At 69.6% G+C, this 21,292-nt stretch carries 19 protein-coding genes and 2 pseudogenes; 7 read left to right on the top strand and 14 right to left on the bottom strand.

What is annotated here, in order from left to right:
- Position 1 precedes the first annotated feature (1 nt).
- The 11 genes and pseudogenes from ACMGFE_RS08505 to ACMGFE_RS08555 all read right to left on the bottom strand — a co-directional run bounded on the left by ACMGFE_RS08505 (position 2) and on the right by ACMGFE_RS08555 (position 10,560).
- Entirely contained in the window at positions 2-1,318 is a 1,317-nt protein-coding gene (locus ACMGFE_RS08505) for an MFS transporter (protein ID WP_436925164.1), read from the bottom strand.
- 123 nt (positions 1,319-1,441) lie between these two features.
- On the bottom strand, positions 1,442-2,188 hold the full coding sequence (locus ACMGFE_RS08510) for a fumarylacetoacetate hydrolase family protein (protein WP_436924704.1): 747 nt from the start codon (positions 2,186-2,188) through the stop codon (positions 1,442-1,444).
- 118 nt (positions 2,189-2,306) lie between these two features.
- Positions 2,307-3,716 (bottom strand): DNA polymerase Y family protein, encoded by a 1,410-nt coding sequence (locus ACMGFE_RS08515; protein WP_436925165.1) that lies wholly within the window; start codon positions 3,714-3,716, stop codon positions 2,307-2,309.
- Positions 3,717-3,924: 208 nt separating this feature from the next.
- On the bottom strand, positions 3,925-4,662 hold the full coding sequence (locus tag ACMGFE_RS08520) for a hypothetical protein (RefSeq protein WP_436924705.1): 738 nt from the start codon (positions 4,660-4,662) through the stop codon (positions 3,925-3,927).
- A gap of 380 nt (positions 4,663-5,042) precedes the next feature.
- Positions 5,043-5,246, bottom strand: a complete 204-nt coding sequence (locus ACMGFE_RS08525; protein ID WP_436924707.1) for a hypothetical protein — start codon at positions 5,244-5,246, stop codon at positions 5,043-5,045.
- Between the two features lie 146 nt (positions 5,247-5,392).
- Positions 5,393-5,683, bottom strand: coding sequence for a hypothetical protein (locus tag ACMGFE_RS08530; RefSeq protein WP_436924709.1), 291 nt, complete (start codon positions 5,681-5,683; stop codon positions 5,393-5,395).
- A gap of 223 nt (positions 5,684-5,906) precedes the next feature.
- A complete protein-coding gene (locus tag ACMGFE_RS08535) occupies positions 5,907-6,458 on the bottom strand; it encodes a PQQ-binding-like beta-propeller repeat protein (protein ID WP_436925166.1) in 552 nt (183 codons plus the stop codon).
- 36 nt (positions 6,459-6,494) lie between these two features.
- A pseudogene (locus ACMGFE_RS08540) lies at positions 6,495-6,989 on the bottom strand (outer membrane protein assembly factor BamB family protein); the annotation flags it as partial.
- A gap of 153 nt (positions 6,990-7,142) precedes the next feature.
- Entirely contained in the window at positions 7,143-9,515 is a 2,373-nt protein-coding gene (locus ACMGFE_RS08545) for a DNA polymerase domain-containing protein (protein ID WP_436924710.1), read from the bottom strand.
- Entirely contained in the window at positions 9,515-9,838 is a 324-nt protein-coding gene (locus tag ACMGFE_RS08550) for a DUF8156 family protein (RefSeq protein WP_436924712.1), read from the bottom strand. The genes ACMGFE_RS08545 and ACMGFE_RS08550 overlap by 1 nt, the downstream gene beginning before the upstream one ends.
- Positions 9,838-10,560: a hypothetical protein gene (locus ACMGFE_RS08555; RefSeq protein WP_436924713.1), complete on the bottom strand. Its 723-nt coding sequence runs from the start codon at positions 10,558-10,560 to the stop codon at positions 9,838-9,840. The genes ACMGFE_RS08550 and ACMGFE_RS08555 overlap by 1 nt, the downstream gene beginning before the upstream one ends.
- A gap of 207 nt (positions 10,561-10,767) precedes the next feature.
- Between ACMGFE_RS08555 and ACMGFE_RS08560 the strand changes: the two genes are divergently transcribed.
- The 4 genes and pseudogenes from ACMGFE_RS08560 to ACMGFE_RS08575 all read left to right on the top strand — a co-directional run.
- Positions 10,768-11,745 carry an mRNA 3'-end processing factor gene (locus ACMGFE_RS08560; protein ID WP_436924714.1) on the top strand — a complete coding sequence of 326 codons (978 nt, stop codon included), beginning with the start codon at positions 10,768-10,770 and terminating at the stop codon, positions 11,743-11,745.
- Between the two features lie 264 nt (positions 11,746-12,009).
- On the top strand, positions 12,010-13,386 hold the full coding sequence (gene hflX, locus ACMGFE_RS08565; protein WP_436924716.1) for a GTPase HflX: 1,377 nt from the start codon (positions 12,010-12,012) through the stop codon (positions 13,384-13,386).
- 75 nt (positions 13,387-13,461) lie between these two features.
- The gene (locus tag ACMGFE_RS08570; protein ID WP_436924717.1) at positions 13,462-14,454 is read left to right on the top strand and encodes an aldo/keto reductase; all 993 of its coding nucleotides are present in this window, start codon (positions 13,462-13,464) and stop codon (positions 14,452-14,454) included.
- A 194-nt stretch (positions 14,455-14,648) separates the two neighbouring features.
- Positions 14,649-14,894, top strand: a pseudogene (locus ACMGFE_RS08575) (sporulation protein); the annotation flags it as partial.
- 111 nt (positions 14,895-15,005) lie between these two features.
- Here the strand turns inward: ACMGFE_RS08575 and ACMGFE_RS08580 are convergent.
- Positions 15,006-15,275 carry a DUF7571 family protein gene (locus ACMGFE_RS08580; RefSeq protein WP_436924718.1) on the bottom strand — a complete coding sequence of 90 codons (270 nt, stop codon included), beginning with the start codon at positions 15,273-15,275 and terminating at the stop codon, positions 15,006-15,008.
- Positions 15,276-15,406: 131 nt separating this feature from the next.
- Here ACMGFE_RS08580 and ACMGFE_RS08585 point away from each other — a divergent pair, with 131 nt between their 5' ends.
- The 3 genes from ACMGFE_RS08585 to ACMGFE_RS08595 all read left to right on the top strand — a co-directional run bounded on the left by ACMGFE_RS08585 (position 15,407) and on the right by ACMGFE_RS08595 (position 20,591).
- Complete coding sequence (locus ACMGFE_RS08585; RefSeq protein WP_436924719.1) at positions 15,407-16,450, top strand: lamin tail domain-containing protein; 1,044 nt, start codon at positions 15,407-15,409, stop codon at positions 16,448-16,450.
- A gap of 81 nt (positions 16,451-16,531) precedes the next feature.
- The gene (locus ACMGFE_RS08590; protein ID WP_436924721.1) at positions 16,532-17,296 is read left to right on the top strand and encodes an aldo/keto reductase; all 765 of its coding nucleotides are present in this window, start codon (positions 16,532-16,534) and stop codon (positions 17,294-17,296) included.
- 352 nt (positions 17,297-17,648) lie between these two features.
- Positions 17,649-20,591, top strand: coding sequence for an MEDS domain-containing protein (locus tag ACMGFE_RS08595; protein WP_436924722.1), 2,943 nt, complete (start codon positions 17,649-17,651; stop codon positions 20,589-20,591).
- A gap of 196 nt (positions 20,592-20,787) precedes the next feature.
- On the opposite strand, the gene ACMGFE_RS08600 is transcribed toward ACMGFE_RS08595, so the two are convergent.
- Positions 20,788-20,958 (bottom strand): DUF7576 family protein, encoded by a 171-nt coding sequence (locus ACMGFE_RS08600; protein WP_436924723.1) that lies wholly within the window; start codon positions 20,956-20,958, stop codon positions 20,788-20,790.
- Entirely contained in the window at positions 20,959-21,219 is a 261-nt protein-coding gene (locus tag ACMGFE_RS08605; protein ID WP_436924724.1) for a HalOD1 output domain-containing protein, read from the bottom strand.
- Positions 21,220-21,292 lie beyond the last annotated feature (73 nt).

Below are 21,292 nucleotides of genomic sequence, written 5' to 3' on the forward strand. Positions count from 1 at the left end.
GTCAGTCGCGGCCCCGTCGCCGGGCGAGGACCAGGCCGGTCGCCGAGGCGACGCCCGCGATCACGGCGAGAGCGAGAAACAGCGCGGTCACGTCGGCGAACGCGAGGATCCCGCCGGCGAGAGTCCCGCCGAGCGCGCCGACGCCGAACACGCCGAGGTAGGTGAACCCGTAGGAGAGTCCGCGCGTTCCCGACGGCGTGTACTCGGCGACGGTGGCCTGGTACATCGGCTGGACGACGAACAGGAGGACGCCGAGGACGGCCCCGAGCGCCATCAGCGGGACGACCCCTGCGTTCGAGACGGGGACGAACAGCAGCGCGAGGACGGCCAGCCCGCCGAACGCGCCGGCGATGCCGTACTCGACGGGGACGCGGTCGGTCAGCTTCCCGCCGGCGTACTGGCCGAGGACGCCGACCAGCAGGAGCCCGGAGTAGAAGTAGTCCTGCGGGTTGAGCGTCTGTCCGCCGCCGGCCTCGACGCCCAGGGCCGAACTGACGCCCGGCGGGAGGAGCGCCGCGACCGGGATGGGCTCGAAGCCGGGCAGCCCCCGCAGGAGTTCGGGGAGGAAGGTCAGGACGCCGCGGTAGTACAGCCCCGAGCACATCACCACGACGAACACCAGCACGAAGCTCCCGGCGAACAGCCGCCGGGACTCCGCGAGGAACTCGCCCAGCGAGTCGACGCCGCTGTCCGCCTTCGACTCGCCGGCGCTCCCGCCGTCCGCGGCGGCCTCATCGGCGTCGGCGGCGGTCTCATCGGCGTCGACGGCCGCCGTCTCGTCGAAGTTCGCCTGTGAGGCGTACACCGCGGCGAGCAGCGCGGGCGCGCCGAGGACGAGCGCGACCGTGCGCCACTCGACGAAGAGTAGTAGAATAGCCGCCAGCAGGGGGCCGAGGCCGATGCCGACGTTGCCGGCGATGCCGTGGTAGGCGAGGCCGGTCCCGCGCTCGGAGACGCCCTTGCTGATGAGCGAGAGCCCGGCCGGGTGGTAGACGCTGGCGCTCGCGCCCCACAGGACCAGCGCCAGCGCGACGACGACCATGCTCGACGCCAGGCCGAGCAGTATGTAGGAGAGTCCCATCCCGAACAGACAGGCGCTGATGAGCCGCCTGGAGCCGAGCCGGTCGACGAGCACGCCACCCGGCAGCGCGCCGAGACCGAACAGGCCGTAGCCGAGCGTGACGATCACGCCGACCGTCGCCGTCGTCACGTCGAACTGCGCGACGCCGAGCGCGATGGTCTCGAACTCGGTGAGCCAGACGACGACGAACAGCGGCACCGCCATCTCGTAGGTGTGGACCGCCCCGTGGGCGAGCATCACGAGCGCGGTGATCGCTCTGTCGTTCGCGTTCACTGCCCGTTCGTTCCCCGCCGATCGCCTTTATTTCGATGATCGCGGAAGTGGAGCGCCCGTCTCTCGACCGGCGGTCGAACGGGGTCGTCAGCCTCCGTCGCTTCCGGCGACACCGCCGGCTCCCTCGACCACCGTGTTCCGGAGCGTCCCGACGCCCTCGTAGGTTATCTCGACGGTGTCACCCGGTTCGACGGTGCCCGGATTCGCGGGGCTCCCGAACGCGATGGCGTCACCGGGCCGGAACGTGAACCGGCGAGAGAGATAAGAGACGATCTCGTAGGGATCGAACAGCATCAGTTCGGTGTTGGCGTCCTGCCGTTGTTCGCCGCCGACGAACGTCTCCACGTCCAGTCCGGTCGGGTCGACGTCGGTCTCGATCCACGGGCCGAGCGGCCCGGACGTGTCGAAGGCCTTCCGGGCCGTCCGGCCCTGCTGGTCGAGCGCGTCGACGTCGTTCATGATCGTGTACCCGCGGACGACGTCGGGGACCTCTTCGGGCGACACGTCGCGGCACCGCTCGTCGATGACCGCGACGAGTTCGCCCGCGTAGGTCAGTTCCTCGGTCCACTCGGGGTAGCGGATCGGGTCCTCGGGACCGACAAGCGCCGCCGGCGGCTTGATGAAGAAGTCCGGTTCCTCCGGGCGTTCGTAGTCCATCTGGTCGAGCGTCTCGGCGAAGTTCCGTCCGACGCAGTACAGCGCCGAGGGCGAGCAGGGGTAGGTGAGGTCGCCGTCGCGGCCGACGACGTACTCGCCGTCGTCGGCGATGATCACGCCGTCCTCGTACCGACCCTCGACGACGCCCTCGGGCGTCTGCAAGCGGGCGAGTCGCATGCGACTCGGTTGAACGCTCCCGTACAAAGATCCCCCGGACTCGCGTCGCGAACGGCTCCCGTCGGGCGTGCTTCCGAGGTGAGATCACCGCGTCGGATCCGGCCGTGCGGCGGCGCCGTCACTCGTACTCTTCGAGCGATAGCTGTCCGTCGACGTCCGTCGATGGCCCCCCGGACTCGTCCGACGGTCCCTCGTCGGTCCCGCCGTCGGAGTCCTCGCCGTCGCTCGGCGTCGACTCGTCGGCGGTTCCGTCCCCGTCCGTTTCGCTGGTCGCCACCTCCGTCAGGTCCAACTGGCCTGTCCGTTCTGTCCGGTTCGTCCGATTCGGCTGCCCCGTCTGGTCTCCCTCTCTCGTCTGGTCCGCCTGGTCGGTCCGCCCCTCGTCTCCCGTCTGGTCCGGCTGATCCGCCTGCGCGTCGAACCCTCCGAGACTCGCCTGGTCGCCCTCGGTGAAGGAGAGGTTCGAGACGCGGACGCCGAGTTTGCGGACGCGGTCGTCGTCGAACTCCGCTAACAGATCGAGCGCCGTCGACTCCAGGAGGTCGGCGTCCTCGACGGGGCCGGGGAGCGACTCGGCGCGCGTGTTCACGTCGAACGGCGGCGTGACGACCTTGATCCCGATGGTGCGGTATAGGGCGCCCTCCCGCTGGGCGCGCTCTGCCACGTCGGCGGCGAGCGCGCGCACCTTCTCCCGTTTCTCCGCGACGTCCTCGGTCGGGTCGGTGAACGCGGACTCCCGCGAGAGGCTCTTGGGCTCGCCGACGGGCGTCACCTCGCGCGGGTCCTCGCCGCGGGCGAACCGCCGGACCTCCAGCCCGCGCTCGCCGAACCGGTCGCGGACGCGGTCGGGGTCCGACGCCGCCAGGTCGCCAGCCGTCTCGATGCCCATCTCGCGCAGTTCGCGGGCGGTGACCGGCCCGACGTTGTGGATCTCCGCGACGTCCATCGGCGCGAGGAAGTCCCGCACCCCGCCGGGTTCGACGACCACGAGCCCCTCGGGTTTGTCGTAGTCGCTCGCGATCTTCGCCGCGCTCATCGTCGGCGCGACGCCCACGCTCGCGACGACGCCCACCTCCTCGTGGATACGCGCTTTCAGTTCCCGGGCGAATTCGGTGACGCTCTGGACGTTCGCTGCTTCGGCCGCTTCGCCGTCCCACGCGACCCGGTCGGTCACGTCGAGGTACGCCTCGTCGATGCTGACCTCGCGGACCACGTCGGCGCTCTCGTTGAGGATCGCCTTCACGTCCGCCGCGACCTCGTTGTAGTAGTCCAGGTCGACCGGCCGGTAGAAGCCCGCTTCCTCGACGTCGAGGTCGGGGTCTTTCGCGGCCTCGACCTTCCGGGGCAGGCGCTCCAGCGCCTCGGAGATCGCCATCGCGCTCTCGACGCCGAACTCGCGGGCCTCGTAGCTCGCGGTGGCGACGGCCCCGTGGGGTTCCTCGGACTCGTAGCCCATGCCGACGACGAGCGGCTGCCCGCGGAGCGCCGGCTCGCGCAGCCGCTCGCAGGCGGCGTAGAAGCAATCCATGTCGACGTGACAGACCACCTGATCGGGCGTCGGCGCGCTCCCGAGGCTCCCGAGGTCGCCGCTCACGGACGGCCCCCCGTCGCCGGATCTCGCCGCCGCGGCCGGCGCGCGCGCTCGGTCGCGTCCATCTGCTCGTTCACCCCTCTAGCTCGGGCCGTCAAGAACCCCTCGGCGCGACGCCGGTAGCTGCTCGCCTCCGCTCGTGTGATCATTCGCCCGTCGGCGTCGCCGTGGGGGTGTCCGCGCTCGTCGGCGTTTCCGTCGGCGTGTCCACGGGAGCCGGCGTCTCCGTCGGCGTGCCCGCGGGAGTTGCAGTCGTGGTCCCGCCCGTTTCGGTCCCACCTGTCGGAGTGCCGGTCGGAGCAGCGGTGCCGTTCGGGGCGGGTGTCCCCGTCCCGTCGTCCGGCGTTCCTGTCGGGAATGCGGTGCCGTTCGGCCCCACTGTGGCCGTCGGCGCCGCCGTCGTGGCCGGCGTCGCGGTCGGCGTTGCCGTCGTCGTCGGCGTCGCCGTGGGCGTCGGACTCGGGGTCGGTGCCGCGGGGTAGCGGTCGAGGATGAGTCGGTCCCCGTCGGTCCCGTTCCAGACCACGTAGAGTTGCTCGTAGGCCGCGTCGGGGACGAGACACGACGCGCCGCGGGTCACGTTCGAGACCGGCGTCGCGCACGCCTCGCCGTCCGTCCCCGCGAAGGTGCCGAGCGTGCCCCGTCGTTCGGACTCGAGGGAGACGTGCGAGCCGTTGAGCCGGTCGCCGCCGTAGTGGGTGACGAGCACGTCCGTCCCGTTCGTCTCGAAGACGAAACTCGCCCGCGGTCGGTCGGCGTCCGCGCTCGCGGCCCCGCCCGACAGGGACGTGACGACCGACATCGCCAGCAACACCGCGGCCGCGGCCATGAGGATCAGGAGCGTCTGCTCCGAGATCCCGCGACCGCCCCAGCGTCTGTTCACGGGTCGTCTTTCCGGTCCTCCACAATAGAGTTACTGCCCGACGAGCGCGAGTGAAAGTCCGTTCTGACGGAGTGGTACCCGAAGCTGATTCGGCGGTGAGTATCGACATCCTCGCCGGAACGCCTCGGTCCGCGACGGCCATCAACCGACTCGTGACCGCGACCGACTCCTGCGGTCACCCGTCGAGACCCCGCCTGCGAGAGGCGAAACGCCGTCGCTCGAAACGTCGTCCCATAAAACCTCGAGGCGCGACGGGGTGGCCAGGGCCCGTCGCAGTCGCCCGCTGATTCGTGCACGGTGCCAATGTTCCGGGAGTTCACGACGCTGGTTCACGTCGGGAGCCCCGTATGGCTCCACCTGCATGTTAGTCACACGCATACTTAGTCCTTCGCCCTGCGGTGAGGTTTGCAGGGGTCGGGGTCCCGCCGTCTGTCGACCAGTTCGTCCGCGGGATAGGACTGGCGACAGGTCCGGCAGTAGGCGCTGGGCGCCCGTTCGGCGGGATTCAGCGCCGTGTGGCCCTCCGGGCACGCCACGCGGTACGGGTCCGAGAGCAGGTCCCGCAGTTCCTCAGGGGCCACCATCCGTCGCCCCCGCGAGTGTGCCCGTCGGTTCGTGATCGCCGATGCAGCCACAGCGCGGGCACGGCGTCGCGCCCGCGCTCCCGACGCCGAACTCGAACCCGCAACCGTGGCACCGGTACACGACTCGCGTCCCGGGTCGACGCGCGTCAGTCACCTCGACCACCTCCGGCGACCGCGGTGCCATCGCGGCCGCGACCGCCCGCGTCCCGATCGCCCGTCTCGGCGATCCGCCGGCAGTACGCCGCGGCGGCGTCGGCCGCTGTCTCGCCGTGGCCCTCCGCGGCGACCCCGGTCTGTGTCGCGCGCCAGCCTCCCGGATGCTCCTCGAGGACGATGGTCGTCCAGCGCCGCCTCCGCGGCGACTCGTCCCCGTCCGATTCCTCCGGTCCCGATCCTCCGCGGTCGGGTTCCGAACCGTCGATCGCATATTCGCTCACCGTCACACCTCCGACCAGCAACCCCGGTACAAAAGCCGTTAGCCGCGTCCCCGCGGCGGAAGTGAAAGTGGTCTCACGGCCGATATCCCCGTCGGGTCCTGCGATCGGAAGTGGTCGATCGGCCGTGAAAGTAGTCGGCGTCGAACGCTACTCCGACCCCGGGCGTCTGTCCGGGAAGCTCTGGATCGGCGGTCTCTCGAGTACACGAAACCGGTGTCGACTCTCACTCCGGGCGTTCGAGCGCGTAGTACGTTCCGTCGTTACTCCCGAAGTAGATCGTGTCGTCGGTGATGATCGGGTTCGATTGCACCGCATTGCCGCTTTTGAAGCGCCAGATCTGCTCGCCGGTTTCGGCGTCGAGACAGAACAGATAGCCCCATCGGTCGCCGATGTAGACCCTTCCGTCGACGACGATTGGGTCACAGTTGATGGTCCCGGTCGGGTCCTCGTTTCGCCAGATCTGCTCGCCCGTCTCCCCATCGATGGCGTACACTCGTTCGTACCAGTTGCCCAGATAGACGGTCCCATCGACGACCGCTGGCCGGGAATTGATCGGTTGGCCGGTATCGAACGACCACAGTTCGGTCCCGTCAGTCGGGTCGACCGCGTAGAGGAAATCGTCTTTCGAAGCGACGTAGAGGCGGCCATCCGCGAGGGCGGGCCCGACGTTGACTGTGTCTCCGGTCTCGAACGCCCAGCGTTTCGCTCCGCTCTCAGCGTCCAACGCGTAGAGCGAAGCGTCTCCACTACCGATGTAGACAGTGCCGTCGAACACCGATGGCCCGCCATTCGCGCGCTCTTCGGCCTGGAACGCCCACTGTTGGGTTCCCGATGTCGCACCGAGCGAATGGACAGACCCATCCCAGCTGCCGAAAAACACGCTACCATTGACTACGTTCGGAGTTGAATAGATTGATCCCTGCGTCGGAAACGTCCACCGCTCAGTCCCGTCGACGCCCACCGCGTACAGCGAGTTGTCCCGACTGCCAACGTAGACGGTGTCGTTTGAGACGAAGGTGCCGGAACCTATCTCGTGGCCGGTCTCGAACTTCCAATTCACCGAGCCACTTGCGGCGTCGACAGAGCGAAGGTAATTGTCGTTGCTGCCGAAAAAGAGTGTCCCGTCACTGAGTGTCGCTGACGACATTATCCGGCCGTCGGTCTCGACTGTCCATCGGACGTGATCCGGTCCAATGGCCGTCTCCGTCGGTGCCCCCTCACCCGAATTCGGGAGTGAAACACACCCGGCGCTCCCGACCGCAGCCGTCGACGCAAGCGCGAGAAACCGGCGGCGCGTCGAATCCATTATAGAGATGCTCAGTTTTCTGTTGGCTGGAGGTCGTTATACGTCGAACGATTCCGGCTCACCGACACGATCCCGCGAGGGACGGACCGCAGATGTAGCACGACTGCTGGGAGCGATCGGAGAGTCGTGACCCGACCGGGTCGTCCCCGGTCTTCAGTCGAAGGCCGACAGCGTGAGGTCGCGCCCGTCCCGGAGGTACTGCCGGATCCGCCCGCGGTCCCAGCCGAGCGGCGAGAGGACGCTCTCGGCCGCGCGGACGAGCCGTTCGCGGTAGAAGTCGACGTCGTAGTCGCTCGGGCCCTCGCAGGCGAGCCGCACGCGTCCCGGGCCGTCGCGGCTCGCGGCTCCCGTCAGTCGCCGCTCACTGGTCCGAGGTGCTCCCTTCGGTCGCACCTCGCTATCGTCCGCGACGACGACGTACTGGACGCTCGTCCCCGGCGGGCGCTCCAGGCCGAGTTCGGCCGCGCGCTCCAGCGCCGCGACGGCGCGCGTGCGCTGGCTGTACGACTCGACCGACTTCGAGACCCGCTGGGTGATCAGCAGGTCGTCGGGGTCGACCGCCCCGCGCTCCAGTCGGCCGAGCGCGCGAGCGAGGCGGTCGCAGACCGCCTCGGGGTCCCGCGTGCGATCGAGGGCTCCGACCAGATCGCGCTGTACGTCGGCGACGAACGGCGCCGTCGAGCGCTGGCGGGTCTCGATCCCCCGGAACTTGAACGCGTCGTCGCTCGCCGGATCGGCGCCGGCGATCCTGCCGAAGTATTTGGTCAACGCTCCCGCCTGCGAGTCGCGCATCGGCACGAACGCCACCCAGTCGAAGCGCGCCTCCACTTCGAGAGAGATGTCGGCGGTCTCGGAGACGTCGGCCGCGACCGCCTCGATGGGTTCGGGGTCCTCGCGGCTCGCGGCTTCGCCGCTCGCTCCGTCCGAGGCCTCCCTTCGGTCGGCCTCCCGCTGCACCCACAGGCTGTCGACGATCCCGTGGACGATGCGCCAGCCGCCCGCCTCCAGGCGCTCCTTGGCGTCCAGTAGGATCTCGCGGGCGTAGGCGTTGATGGCCTCGTGACACTCGATGCGACCGAACTTGGCGTTCCGGTAGCCCTGGTAGCCGAAGCAGGAGACGAGTACCCACTTCAGCGCGTCTATCCGCCCCTCCAGGGCGGCGACGCGCTCGGCGATAGGCGAGTCGCCGTCGGGTTCGGCGTGGGTCGCCTGGTAGTCGCCGCTCGCGGCCGCCAGCGCGTCGTCGTCCGTTCGGTCCCGTAGCTCGGCCAGCTCCGCCTTGAACCGGGCGCGGTCGTCCACGAGGTCGCCGAGCACGTCGGCGAGGAAGCCCCGCTCCTCGCAGACGGTGTAGCCGAGCCCGGGCACGTCGGCGCCCTCGCAGCAGTCGCAGTTCACGGTCTCCGGGCTGACGTTGTATTCGACCATGATGTTCGGGTACAGCGAGGCGAAGTCGACCTCGACCACGTCCTCGTAGCGGCCCGGCTCGGGCGCGAACGTGAACCCGCCGCGGTCGGCGTCGTGGAGCGTCCGGACCGGTTTGAACGCCTCCGGCTCCCACTTGTTCCACGGCGCGAGCACGTCCCGCTCGCGCGCCTCGCGGATCTCGATGGACGTGAGGATCGTGCCGATAGACCCCCTCGCCGTCTCCTGGAGCGGTCGCCACGAGCGCCCGACGAGGTCGAGCAGCCCCGGCAGGCCGCACTTCCCGAACAGGAAGGTGTCCGAGCGGTCGACGACGGCCCGGCCGGGGACCGCGTAGCGGGCCGGCGAGTGGCCCACCTGGCCGTAGCTCTCGTACGTGCTCGCGCCGGCGAGGCGCTCGTACCCGTCGGCGCGTCCCATTCGGAAGTCGTCGAGGCCGACCTCCGCGGCCCGGTCGTGACACCGGGGGATCAGCCCCGCGGTCGAACAGACCAGCACGTCCGGATCGACGGCGTCGAGTCGTTCCTGCAGGGTGTCGAGGACGGCCCGGTCGATCGCCTGCCGGGGAGCGTCCGCACCGCTGGCCACTGCACCAGCAGTCCGCGCATCAACGATCCGCTCGCCGTCGACGTGGAGCGCGGTCAGGTCGTCCTCGGCGAGCGCCCGTTCGGGGATCGAGAGGTCGAGGCGGCGCAGCTCCCGGTCGGGGACGGGCGACGTGTCGGTGTCCACGCAGTAGCGGAACCCCGGCGCCAGGTCCACGTCGTAGAGCCCGACCGTCCCGGGCGCGTAGTCGATCGCGTGCTGGGACAGGATCTCGTGGGCGAGCGTCCGCACCTCGTCGACGCGGGCGAGGTCGACCCGCAGGACCGGCTTCCGGTCGTCGGCGTCGAGCGCGACCTTGCGGCGCTCGGTCCCCGTCGCGACGACTTTGGGGTCGTCCGCGAGGATTCCCGCGAGATCGGTCCGGACGGGATCGGGCGCCTCGACGTACAGCGACGGCGCGTAGTCGTCGTTCGTCCGCGTCTCGACCCCGCCAGCGGTCGCGTGCCACTCGCGGACCGACCCGTCCGACCGGAACTCGGGGGTGAGCAGGGGCATCAGTCGCGTCCGGACCGTGCCGGTGCGGATCCGCCGTTCCCGCCGCCGCTCTCGTTCAGGTCCCCGGCCTCGGTCTCGTTCCCGCCGATCTCCGCGCGCAGTTCCCGGAGTTCGCGCTCCTGGGCGAGCAGGACCGACAGCAGGAAGGCGAACTCGGGGTCGGTCCCGTTGGCGTAGCCCGCGGCGTCGGCGTGGCCGCGCGCTCGCTCGAACAGCCGGTCGAAGTCGTCCTGGTACCGCCGGCGCAGTCCCCGGCGGAAGGGGCGCCAGTCGTCTTCCAGTCGGCGGAGGAAGTCGCGATACGTGGGGTTGGTCCGGCCCATCAGTCCGCACCTCCGGGGGCTCCGGCGGCTCCGACCGCCGCCGCGGCGAGCGTCGCCTGTTCGACCGGGTCCGGCGAACCGGGCCCGGTCGGATCGACTGCCGGTCCGGACGGCTCGGCCGCGACGCCGAGCAGGTCGACCCAGTAGGGGATGGTCGTCTGCCAGTACCCCTCGTCCCAGTAGACGGTCGTCTCGACGCCCGGCCCCTCGAAGCGATGGCCCATCTTCGTCTCTTCGCACCGGATCACCCGGTCGGCGTGCTCGGCCGCGGGACCGGGCTCGCGTTCGGCGGGGACGCTGAGGAGCGTCGGGATCTCGCGGGCGTCGGCCAGCGCAGCGAACGTCCGGACGGTGCTGTCGAGCAGGCGCTCGCGCTGGTAGCGGGGCACGTCGTCGTCGCGGTACAGCGAGGCGACGTTCGGCGCGACGAGCAGGCTCGTCCGCCCGTCGACGCGCTCGACGACGCGGCGGCCGAGCGCGTGGTGCTGGTAGGCGGTGAACGCCCGCGCGATCCGGAGCCGCCGGAGCCGACGCGGACTGTCTGCGAGGTCGTACAGCGTATACGTCGAGGCGACGTTGCGGGCGTCGACCCAGTAGGCCACGCCCGCGGTGTCGGTGAGTGTCGCCAGTGCGAGACGATGGATCGCCGTCGAGCGCGGCCCGGGGCAGCGCAACAGCGTCAGACCCGGATCGAGGATCGGAACGTCGACAGGTTCTGTCATCGCCAGAGACAGAGGGGTGCGAAGGGGTAAAACGCCAGCCTACCCCGGACCGGAAGTGAAAGTGAAACCGATCGCCGGACGACGGTGGGATCGGCGGCTGATCGGCGGTGAATCTAAACGTCCCTCGAAGGGGTGGCGAGCGGCGGGTAGGGGGCTCGGCGCCGGCTCGACGACACGTATATTCGGACGTGGACCCAACGAGCGGCCGTGACGCGGAGGGTTCGGCTGGGCGACGGGATCGAGATCACGTTCGCCGACGGCGAGCGGTTCGTCCTCGACGGGAGCGGCGCGGGCGACACCACGCTCGTCAGCCACGCCCACGGCGACCACCACGCCAGAGCCTCGGAGATCGTCGCCTCCGACCTGACGGCAGCACTGATCGCGACCCGACGGAGCGGCGCGGACCCGACGGCCGTCGACCACCCTGCGGTCGAACTGTTCCCGGCCGGTCACGTCGCCGGGTCGCGCGCGATGCGGCTCACCGACCCCGACACCGGCCGTCGCTACCTCTACACCGGCGACTGCTCGACGCGCGACCGGTTTCACCTCGACGGCTTCGACCCCGTCGACGCCGACGTCCTGGTCCTGGAGACGACCTACGGCACGCCCGAGTACCGGTTGCCGCCCACGGAGGAGTCGGTGGCCGCGGTCCAGTCGTGGCTGGCGGAGACGATGGACCGACCCGTCCTGCTGTTCGGCTACGCGCTCGGCCGCGCGCAGAAACTCCAGCGCATCCTCGCCGACTCGCCGCGCGAGCGGGTGTTCGTCACCGACGCCATCGCCGACTGTAGCGAGGTGATCGAAGCCTACCGCGACGTGACGTTCCCCGGACAGCGCTACGGGTCCGACACGGAGTTGGGCGCGGGCGACGCGCTCGTCTGCTCGGGATCGCCACGGAGTCCCTGGGTCGAGTCGCTGGTCGAGGCCCGCGACGCCGTCACGGCGGGATTCTCCGGGTGGGCCGTCGACGACTCGTTCGTCTACCGGCGCGGCTACGACGAGGGGTTCGTCCTCTCCGACCACTGCGACTTCGACGAACTCGCCTCGGTCGTCGAGGCGGTCGACCCCGAGCAGGTGTACACCCAGCACGGCTTCGCCGACGAGTTCGCGAACTACGCCGCGACCGAACTCGGCTACCCCGCCCAGTCCCTGAAGGCGAACCAGGCGACCCTCGGCGACTTCTGAGCAGGGTGTGCGAACAGTTCCCAACCCACGGCAACGCTCTTGACGAATGCGGCCGATCGACTGGATACGGCGATGGAGCTCAGCTACCCCTTCTGAACCGGTCCGTCGCCCCGCAAGCGTGATCTGACGCTCCGCCAGTGACCGGACCGGCGCGTTCGCTCGTCCGAGATCCCCGCGGCTATCGTTCGAACCGGACTCTGCCGCGCTTGCGCGCTCTCGGACGCTGTCGTACCGTTCGCCGATCGCACTCCCACCCAGAGACACATGTCACGACAGCACGACCCAGAATCAGCGACGGAACGGACGACTACGAACGCGCGGACGGGGGCAGGCGGTGCCGTCGTCGCCGGCCGAGCCGACGAACCCCCGGTCGAGACCCGGGAGATCCGGGCGCTCGCCGACGCCGCCGGCTACGACGTGCGCGACGAGGTGACGCAGGTCCGCGCCGAGGACCCGGGGACGTACTTCGGCGCGGGCAAAGTCGACGAACTCGCGGACCGGGTCGCCGCGACGGGGGCCTCGCTCGTCGCCGTCGACGGCGAGTTGACGCCCAGACAGACGACCGACCTCCGGGAGGCGCTCCCGGAGGGTACCGAGGTGTTCGACCGCTACCGGCTCGTGCTCGCCATCTTCGCCGACCAGGCGACGACGCGGCGGGCGCAACTCCAGGTCGAACTCGCCCGGCTGCAGTACGACCTGCCGCGGCTGCGAGAGCGCTCTGACGTCGGGGGCCTGAACAAGCGGGTCGAGAAGGGCACGCCGATCGACGGGGTGATGAACCGGATCGCGGACCTCGAACGGAAGCTGGCGGACCTGCCCAGCCCCGCCGAACAGCACCGCGCCGAGCGCCGCGAGCAGGGGTTCGACCTCGTGACGTTCGCCGGGTACACCAACGCCGGGAAGTCGACGCTGTTGCACCGGCTCGCCGACGACCTGGAATTCGGCGCTGCGCACGAGAGCGCCGACAAAACCGAAGACCGGCGCGAGCGCGACGGACCGCACCCAGACGCCGCGACGGAGACGGCGACCGTCGCGGACCGGCTGTTCGAGACGCTGGAGACGACGACACGGCGGGCGACTATCGACGGCCGGCCGGTGCTGTGCACCGACACCGTCGGGTTCGTCGCTGACCTGCCCCACTGGCTGGTCGAGTCGTTCAGCGAGACGCTCTCGGACGCCGCGGCGGCCGACGCGGTGGTGCTGGTCGCCGACGCCAGCGACCCCCCGGCCGAACTGCGCGAGAAGGTGCGGGTCGCCCTCGACGTGTTCGACGCGCAGGGCGTCGACGAGGGGAGAGTCGTCACCGCGCTGAACAAGGTCGACCTGCTCGACGACGCGGCGCTGGCCGAGCGCCGGGAAGCGGTCGCGGACCTCGCGCCCGAACCGATCCCCGTCAGCGTCCGCGAGGGGACGAACCTCGACCGGGTCCTCGCAGCGGTCGCCGACCGGTTGCCCACCGAGCGCGCCGAACTGACGCTGCCCAACTGCGACGACGCGATGGGCGTCGTCTCGCGGGCGTACGACCGGACGACCGTCGAGTTCGTCGAGTACGGTCCCGAGACGGTCGAACTGGTCGTCCGCGGCCATCCCTCGGTGGTCCAGCGCCTCCGGGCCGACGCCGGGAAGGTGTCGGGGCAGTAGGGGACACGGCGGAGCGCTCCGCGGCCGAACTCGAATGGGGCGGTCTTCAAGTGGGGATCGCCCGTACCCGTGTCCATGGACCGACGAGCACTCGGCACGACAGGATGGGACGTGACGGAAGTCGGCCTCGGTACGTGGAACATCGGCGCCGACTGGGGCGACGTCTCCGACGAGGAGGGTCGCGAGGCGGTCCGGGCCGCCCTCGACGCCGGGATCGACTTCCTCGACACCGCCGACGTCTACGGCGACGGCCGCAGCGAGCGCCTCATCGCCGAGGTGCTGGACGAACCCGAGTACGACCCGGACCAGGTCGTCGTCGCGACGAAGGCCGGCCGACGGCTGGACCCCCACGTCGCCGCGGACTACGACCACGAACACCTCGATGCGTTCGTCGACCGCAGTCGCGAGAACCTGGACGTCGAGACGCTCGACCTCGTGCAGTTGCACTGCCCGCCCACCGAAGCGTACTACCAGCCCGAGACGTTCGAGGCGCTGGAACGGCTGAAGGCGGACGGCAAGATCGCCCACGCCGGCGTCAGCGTCGAGAAGGTGGAGGAGGCCCTGAAGGCGATCGAGTACGACGTCGTCGAGACGGTGCAGATCATCTTCAACCCGTTCCGCCAGCGCCCGGCGGAGCTGTTCTTCCGCGAGGCGAAGCGCCGCGATATCGGCGTCATCGTCCGCGTCCCGCTGGCCTCGGGGCTGCTGACCGGGCAGCTCTCCCGGGACGACGAGTTCCCCGAGAACGACCACCGCAACTACAACCGCGAGGGCGAGGCGTTCGACCGCGGCGAGACGTTCGCCGGACTTCCCTTCGAGACCGGGCTGGACGCCGTCGACGACCTGCGTCCGCACGTCCCCGAGGGCGCGACGCTGGCGCAGTTCGCGCTCCGCTGGATCCTCGACCACGACGCCGTCTCCACCGTGATCCCGGGGTCGACGTCGCCCGAACACGTCGAGCAGAACGCCGCAGCGGCCGACCTCGACCCGCTCTCCCACCAGACCCGCGGCGCCGTCCGCGACGTCTACGAGGCCCAGATCGCCGAACACGTCCACCACCGCTGGTGACGGAGCGGTCGTGGCAAGACTGAGGTTCTCTCGACAGAGCTGAGGGGGTCTCGGTAGGGCAGAGGTTCTCTCGGGAGGGATCCTCCCGACGACGTATCACTCGCCGGTCGTGGCGATACAGAACCACAACGCGCCCGTGAGCACTGGGAGTCGACCATCGGTCTCCCCTCCAGCATCGGGATCGGATCGGCGACATCGGATCGGCGACGGTCGACCTCGCGCTCGACGCCGAGCGCGTCGTCGCGGGCGAACGGCTCACCGGGACGGTGGAGGTCGACGGCGGGAGCGACGGGCAGACCGTCGACGAGATCGACGGCGCCCTCCGCACCGCCTACCGAACCGAGGCGGGGCCGTGCACGACGACCACCGCCGAGTTAACACTGACCGACGGGTTCACGGTGGACGCCGGGGAGTCGCTGTCGTTCGACGTGGTCATCGACGTGCCCGCGCACGCCGACGACGGTGTTCGGGTAGAATCGTCGGTCGGTGCAGACAACGACGACCGCGAGAAAACGGAAGAACGGAACCGTGACAGCGGGCGCACGCGTCGGTCAGGTGGACGGGGCCGTGAGATGCCAGCCGGGGTCGCGTCCCGTGCGGTCGATGCGGTCGGCTCGACACGCCGGGCAGTAGTCGGGTTCGACGGATTCGCTCCGCGGGACGTATACCGCGCCGCCGCACTCCACGCACGCGTCGTCGACGATCGTCGTACAGTCGACGCAGAGGTTGAAGTCGTCGACTGTGAGGTCGCGCAGGGGTTCGAGTTGTTTGTCCAGAGTGTACTCGTCGATTACCGCCTGACAGTTTTGGCACGGTTGCATAGCGATACACAGCACCCCATGAGACACCGACACATAGTCCTACCGGCGCGGGCAATCGACGGGCCCGACCGCGGGGGGACGGCCGCTCGCGAGAGGCCAACGCTCATGCGACTGGCGACGAGACGACGGGTATGAACGAGCGGCGGTCCGAGGCGGTCGTCGCGGTCGCGGTGCTCGCGGTCCTGAGCGGCTGCGCCGGCTTCGGCGTGAACGTCGGCGAGCGCGCCGGAGGACCGACCGCGTCGGCGCCTGACGTGGCCAACGGCACGACCGCGACCGTCGTCGAGGTAGTCGACGGCGACACCATCGACGTGCGCTATCGCAACGGGTCGACCGACACCGTGCGACTGCTCGGGGTCGACACCCCGGAGGTCCACGCCGACAACGATCCGGCGGAGTACGAGGGCGTGCCGGACGACGAGTCGGGGGCTGCGTGTCTCGAATCCGCGGGCGAAGACGCCAGCGCGTTCGCCCGCGAGCGGCTGGCCGGCGAGCGGGTGACGCTCGTCGTCGACCCGACCGCCGACCGGCGCGACCGCTACGACCGACTGCTCGCGTACGTCCACGTCGACGACCCCGCAGACGACGGGACGCCCGCGAACGAGACGGGCGAGGGGATCGACTTCAACCAGCGACTGGTGGCGACGGGTCACGCTCGCGTCTACGACAGCACGTTCGCGCGCTCGGACGGGTACTACGCGGCCGAGTCGGAGGCCCAGGACGCCGAGCGCGGCCTCTGGCGCTGTCGGACGCCAGGCGCGGACGGGACGGACGACGCAGACGGTGTGGACGGCACGGACGGGACGGACTCCGGTGACGCCGCCGGAGCGCTCGCGACGTCCGACAGCGGACTCACCGTCGAGCGGGTCCACGCGGACGCGGACGGCAACGACCACGAGAACCTGAACGACGAGTACGTCGTCTTCGGCAACGCGGCCGACGCGCCCCTCCCGCTGGGCGGCTGGGTCGTCCGCGACGAGGGCGGGCACAGCTACGCGTTCCCCGGCGACTTCGCGCTCGGGCCAGGCGAGACGGTCGTCCTCCGGACCGGCGCTGGCGAAGACGCCGACGGCACGCTCTACTGGGGCAGCGACTCGGCCGTCTGGAACAACGGCGGCGACGCCGTGGCGGTCGAGCGCGACGGCGAGACCGTCCTGCGATACGCCTACGGCTGAGGGTCCAGCCGCCTGCAATCACCGAAAGATCAGCCCGCTGACGACCGGCAGCCCCAACTGACTGGCGACGGACTGTCGACTATGGATCTCCCACCGGTCGGCCTCGGGACGATGGGTATCACCGACGCCGGAACGATCGAGCGGGCCATCGAGATCGGCTATCGCCACCTCGACACGGCGCAGATCTACGACAACGAAGCGGTCGTCGGCGAGGGCGTCGCCGCGAGCGACGTCGCGCGGGAGGAACTGACCGTCGCGACGAAGCTCTGGGTCGACTCGCTGGCCGGCGACGACGTGCGACCCGGCACCGAAGCGAGCCTCGACAGACTGGGACTCGACGCGGTCGACCTGCTGTACGTCCACCGCCCTCGCGGCGGCTACGACCCGGAGACGACGCTGCCGGCGCTCGACGAGGTGCGCGAGGCGGGGCTGGCCCGGAACGTCGGCCTCTCGAACTTCGAGCCGGACCAGCTCAACCGGGCGCGCGAGGTGCTCGATTCGCCGATCGCGGCCCATCAGGTCGAGTTCCACCCCTACTACGGCGACCGCGAGTTGCTCGCCGACGCGCAGGCCCACGACTATCCGCTGGTGGCCTACTCGCCCCTGATCGGCGGCGACGCCTTCGACGACCCGGTGCTGACGGAGGTGGCGGAGAAACACGACACCTCGCCGGCGGCGGTGAGCATCGCGTGGGTGCTTTCGCACGACAACGTCGTGACGATCCCGAAGGCCTCCTCGCCGGCGCACCTCGAAGCCAACTACGCGGCGCGGCGACTGACCCTCGATCCCGCGAACGTCGAACGCATCGACGCCATCGACCGCGAGCGGGAACTGTTCCCCGAGTGAACGGGAGCGACGATCGCCCGACGACGCCGACGTACTCCGGTTCCCCGATCCGATTTCACGGCCCGGAAAGCGGGAGAGGAGCAACTGGCAACAACGTCGGTCGCATCCGCGGGTACCGCTTAACCACGTTCGGTGTAGCTGGGCCGGAGGCGGCACGTATTGTCAACTGATAATCGTTTCCCTTATACGGGGTAAGGGTCTCCTAGCGGCAACGACAGAACCGGGATCGCGGCCCCGAGACGCTCTATAACACCATGATATCAGTCACACATCTTCGAGTGGATCGGTCCGGAACCGAGCGCTGCGACGCGCGATGCGACGGCCCGAGCGTGTGCGGGGTGAGCAACCTCCCATGAGTCTGGAGCCGCACACCGAGAGCGAGGGGCGTCCGGCGATCGACCTGGAGAGCGGGGTCGAGGCGCTGCGCCAGAGCCCGGAGTTCCGCGGTCCGATCGAACCGATGGACGGCCACGACCACGCGAACGACCACTTCGCGCTCGTCTACGAGGGCGACGACGAGCGGTACGCGGCCGCCGTCCCGTTCCTGCGCCAGGGACTCGACCGGGGGGAGAAGTGCATGTACGTCGGCGACGAGCGCTCGCTCGAAACCGTCGAGGCGGCGATGCGCGAGCGCGGAGTGGACGTCGACGCCGCGGTCGCGTCGGGCGCACTGGTCTTCCAGAGCGTCGAGAATACGTATCTCCAGGACGGCTCGTTCGACGCCGAGTCGATGATTGCGATCTACGAGGACGCCATCGAGGCGGCCACCGCGGACCACGAGGCGCTGCGAGTGGTCGCGGAGACGAACTGGATCGTCGAGGGCGGCGTGTCTATCGAGGAGTTCATGGCCTACGAGAGCAGGATGAACGACGTCTTCGACGACGAGGCAGCCATCGCCCTGTGCCAGTACGACCGCGAGGCGTTCCCGCCGGAGGCGCTCATCGACATCGTGCGCGTCCACCCCCACCTCATCTCCGACACGACCGTCTGCAACAACTTCTACTACACGCCGCCCGAGGAGTTCTCCGGCCCGAATCGGCCAGATCGCGAGCTCGATCGGATGCTGGGGACGCTGCGCGAGCGAGCGCGGGCGAAGGCGTCGCTGGAGGACCAGAACGAGTCGCTCCGAACCCAACACGAGATCAGCTCCCGGGCGGACATCTCCTTCGAGGAGAAGCTCCGGCGGTTTCTCGACCTCGGTCGCGAGCACTTCGACCTCGACATCGGCTTCCTCGCGCACGTCACCGGCGAACGCTTCGAGATCGTCGACGCGGTCGGCTCCCACGAGTTGATCCAGCCGGGCGAGACGACCGATCTCTCGGAGACGTACTGTCGGCAGGTGATCGAAACCGAAGGGCTGGTCGACGTCACGAACGCCAGCGAACAGGGGTGGGCGGAGCGCGACGCCTACGAGACCTACGGGCTCGATAGCTACATCGGCGCGCCCGTCGTCGTGGGGGGCGAACAGTACGGGACGCTCTGTTTCGCCTCCCGCGAGGCGCGCGCCCGGCCCTTCTCGAAGGCCGAGCGCACGTTCCTCGAACTGACCGGGCAGTGGGTGAGTTACGAGCTCGAGCGCGAGCAGCGACAGGCGCAGTTGAGCGCGCTCAACGAGATGAGTCGCGACCTGATGGACGCCGAGACCCACGCGGAGATCGCTCGCTCGACCGTCGAACACGCCGAGGAGACGCTCGGACTCCCGCTGACCGCACTCGTCCAGTACGACAGGGAGACCGGACAGCTCTCGACGGTCGGCCGGACCGAGCGCGCGGCGGACGAACTCCCCACGACGGCGCTGAGTTCGACCCCGTCTGGCCCGCTCTGGGAGGCGTTCACCGCCGGCGAGGAACGGATCGTCGACGACGTCGCGTCCATCTCCGGTGCCGGAGACGAGGTCACCGAACTCGTGGCGATACCGCTCGGTTCGCACGGCCTGTTCGTCACCGCGACGGAGTCGCCCGGGGGCTTTTGCGACGCCGAGTACGAGTTCGCCCAGACGACGGCCGCGACCGTCGAGACGGCGTGCGGTCGCGCCGAACGCGAACAGTTGCTCCAGGAGCGCGAGGAGACCCTGGAGGAGCAAAACGAGTCGCTCTCGCGGCTCAACCGCATCAACGACACCATCCGGAACATCGGCCAGGCGCTCGTACAGGCGTCCTCGCGCGAGGAGATCGAGACGGTCGTCTGCGACCAGCTCGCCGACGTGGGCCCCTACGAACTGGCGTGGATCGGCGAGCACGACACGGTCGCCGGCGAGATCACGCCGCGGGAGTGGGCCGGCGCCGAGAAGGGCTATCTCGACGCGGCGACCGTCACTGCCGACGAGAGCGTCACCGGCCGCGGCCCCTCCGGGATGGCCGTCGAGACCCACGAGCCGCAGGTCGTGAACAACGTCATCGACGATCCGACCTTCGAACCGTGGCGCGAGGCGGCGCTCAATCGCGGCTACCACGCCTCGATCGCCCTGCCGCTCGTCTACGACGACGTGCTCTACGGCGTTCTCAACGTCTACGCCAACCAGCCGGGCGTGTTCGACGAGCTGGAACGCTCGGTGCTCGCGGAGCTGGGCGACACCATCGCGTACGCCATCAACGCCGTCGAGAGCAAGAAGGCGCTCGTCAGCGACGAGGTGACGGAACTGGAGTTCCGCGTCGAGGACGAGCGCCTGGAGATCGTCGAGCTCGCGCGCGAGAGCGGCTGTGACCTCTCTCTCGAGGGCGTCGTCCCGTCGACCGACGGACAGCTCCGCGTGTTCATGTCGACGCGCGGCGCGTCCGCCGAGGACCTCCTCGCGTTCGCGCCCGACATGGCGACGACCGAGGTGTCGCTCGTCTCGGAGTACGACGACGGGGACGTCCCGATCTGTCTGTTCGAGGCCGCGCTGTCCGAGGAGAGCCTCTGCGAGACAATCCGGCGACACGGCGGCCGCCCCCGGACCGTGACCGTCGAGGACGGCGCCGCGACGGTCGTGGTCGAGGTCGCGGCCGACGCCGACATCAGGGCGTTCGTGGATATGTTCGTCGGCAACTACCCCGACTCCGAACTGGTCGCCCAGCGCCCGCGGCAGACGCCGACCGAGTTCCGCGCCACGCTCACGGAGGATCTGACGGACCGCCAGCTGGAAGTGCTGCAGACGGCCTACTTCGGCGGGTACTTCGACAAACCCCGCGGCCAGACCGGCAGCGAAGTCGCCGCGTCGATGGACATCTCCCAGCCGACGTTCAACACCCACGTGCGCGCCGCCCAGCGCAAACTCTGTCGCCAGCTCTTCGAGGCTGACATGGCCGACGACTGAGCGGTCGCGTCCGAACCCACGACCTCGTTTTCAGTGGACGGTGCGACGAGCGAATTCTCAGCGGACGACGTAACGTGCGAGTTCTCGACCGGCGAGAGGCCGAACAGCCCGGCTTCTCCAGGTCGTCCCACGCTGCCAGGCTTCTCCAGGTCGTCCCACGCTGCCGGGCTACTCCAGATCGTCCCACGCTGCCAGGCTACTCCGGGCCGTCCCAGGCAGCCAGACAGTCCCCGTCGCAAAAAGAGCGAACCAGTCTCGTGCCGTCGGCACGTACGCGAGTCGTCGCAGGATACCAGTCGGTGCCCGCCAGCCGCTCGCCGCAGCGACCACAGACCTCGAACACGTCGCGGTCGGCGGACGACGCCATCTACTCCGTGAGTACCAGTTCGCCGCTGCCGGATACCTCGACGTCGTACCCGTAGTAGGAGAACGAGACGCTGGCGGATCCCTCGCAGGCACGATAGAACGCGTTCAGGGCGTCCGGATCGACGGCCTCGTAGAGCGGGACCGAGAGGTCGAGGACGCCGACGCCGGCTCGTTCCGCGACTGCGTCGAGAACCGCTTCGGTGGCTGACTGGTCGTCGTCGATCCGATATGTGGCTTCCGTCTCGATGGGTGACTGCTTCATCTACTGCTACGAACGCCGTATTCCCCCTAATCGCTTCTACCTCGATGTAAAGCGTCGGCCCGATCGAGGGGCT

The sequence above is a fragment of the Halosimplex amylolyticum genome (genome assembly GCF_051414035.1).
GTDB lineage: Archaea > Halobacteriota > Halobacteria > Halobacteriales > Haloarculaceae > Halosimplex > Halosimplex amylolyticum.

What these genes read in the sequence shown, in the direction of transcription:
- ACMGFE_RS08505 (WP_436925164.1), bottom strand. Translation starts at nt 1,318, where the DNA reads ATGCTCGCCCACGGGGCGGTCCACACCTACGAGATGGCGGTGCCGCTG.
- ACMGFE_RS08510 (WP_436924704.1), bottom strand. Translation starts at nt 2,188, where the DNA reads ATGCGACTCGCCCGCTTGCAGACGCCCGAGGGCGTCGTCGAGGGTCGG.
- ACMGFE_RS08515 (WP_436925165.1), bottom strand. Translation starts at nt 3,716, where the DNA reads ATGGATTGCTTCTACGCCGCCTGCGAGCGGCTGCGCGAGCCGGCGCTC.
- ACMGFE_RS08525 (WP_436924707.1), bottom strand. Translation starts at nt 5,246, where the DNA reads ATGGTGGCCCCTGAGGAACTGCGGGACCTGCTCTCGGACCCGTACCGC.
- ACMGFE_RS08545 (WP_436924710.1), bottom strand. Translation starts at nt 9,515, where the DNA reads ATGCCCCTGCTCACCCCCGAGTTCCGGTCGGACGGGTCGGTCCGCGAG.
- ACMGFE_RS08550 (WP_436924712.1), bottom strand. Translation starts at nt 9,838, where the DNA reads ATGGGCCGGACCAACCCCACGTATCGCGACTTCCTCCGCCGACTGGAA.
- ACMGFE_RS08555 (WP_436924713.1), bottom strand. Translation starts at nt 10,560, where the DNA reads ATGACAGAACCTGTCGACGTTCCGATCCTCGATCCGGGTCTGACGCTG.
- hflX (WP_436924716.1), top strand. Translation starts at nt 12,010, where the DNA reads ATGTCACGACAGCACGACCCAGAATCAGCGACGGAACGGACGACTACG.
- ACMGFE_RS08570 (WP_436924717.1), top strand. Translation starts at nt 13,462, where the DNA reads ATGGACCGACGAGCACTCGGCACGACAGGATGGGACGTGACGGAAGTC.
- ACMGFE_RS08580 (WP_436924718.1), bottom strand. Translation starts at nt 15,275, where the DNA reads ATGCAACCGTGCCAAAACTGTCAGGCGGTAATCGACGAGTACACTCTG.
- ACMGFE_RS08585 (WP_436924719.1), top strand. Translation starts at nt 15,407, where the DNA reads ATGAACGAGCGGCGGTCCGAGGCGGTCGTCGCGGTCGCGGTGCTCGCG.
- ACMGFE_RS08590 (WP_436924721.1), top strand. Translation starts at nt 16,532, where the DNA reads ATGGATCTCCCACCGGTCGGCCTCGGGACGATGGGTATCACCGACGCC.
- ACMGFE_RS08595 (WP_436924722.1), top strand. Translation starts at nt 17,649, where the DNA reads ATGAGTCTGGAGCCGCACACCGAGAGCGAGGGGCGTCCGGCGATCGAC.
- ACMGFE_RS08600 (WP_436924723.1), bottom strand. Translation starts at nt 20,958, where the DNA reads ATGGCGTCGTCCGCCGACCGCGACGTGTTCGAGGTCTGTGGTCGCTGC.
- ACMGFE_RS08605 (WP_436924724.1), bottom strand. Translation starts at nt 21,219, where the DNA reads ATGAAGCAGTCACCCATCGAGACGGAAGCCACATATCGGATCGACGAC.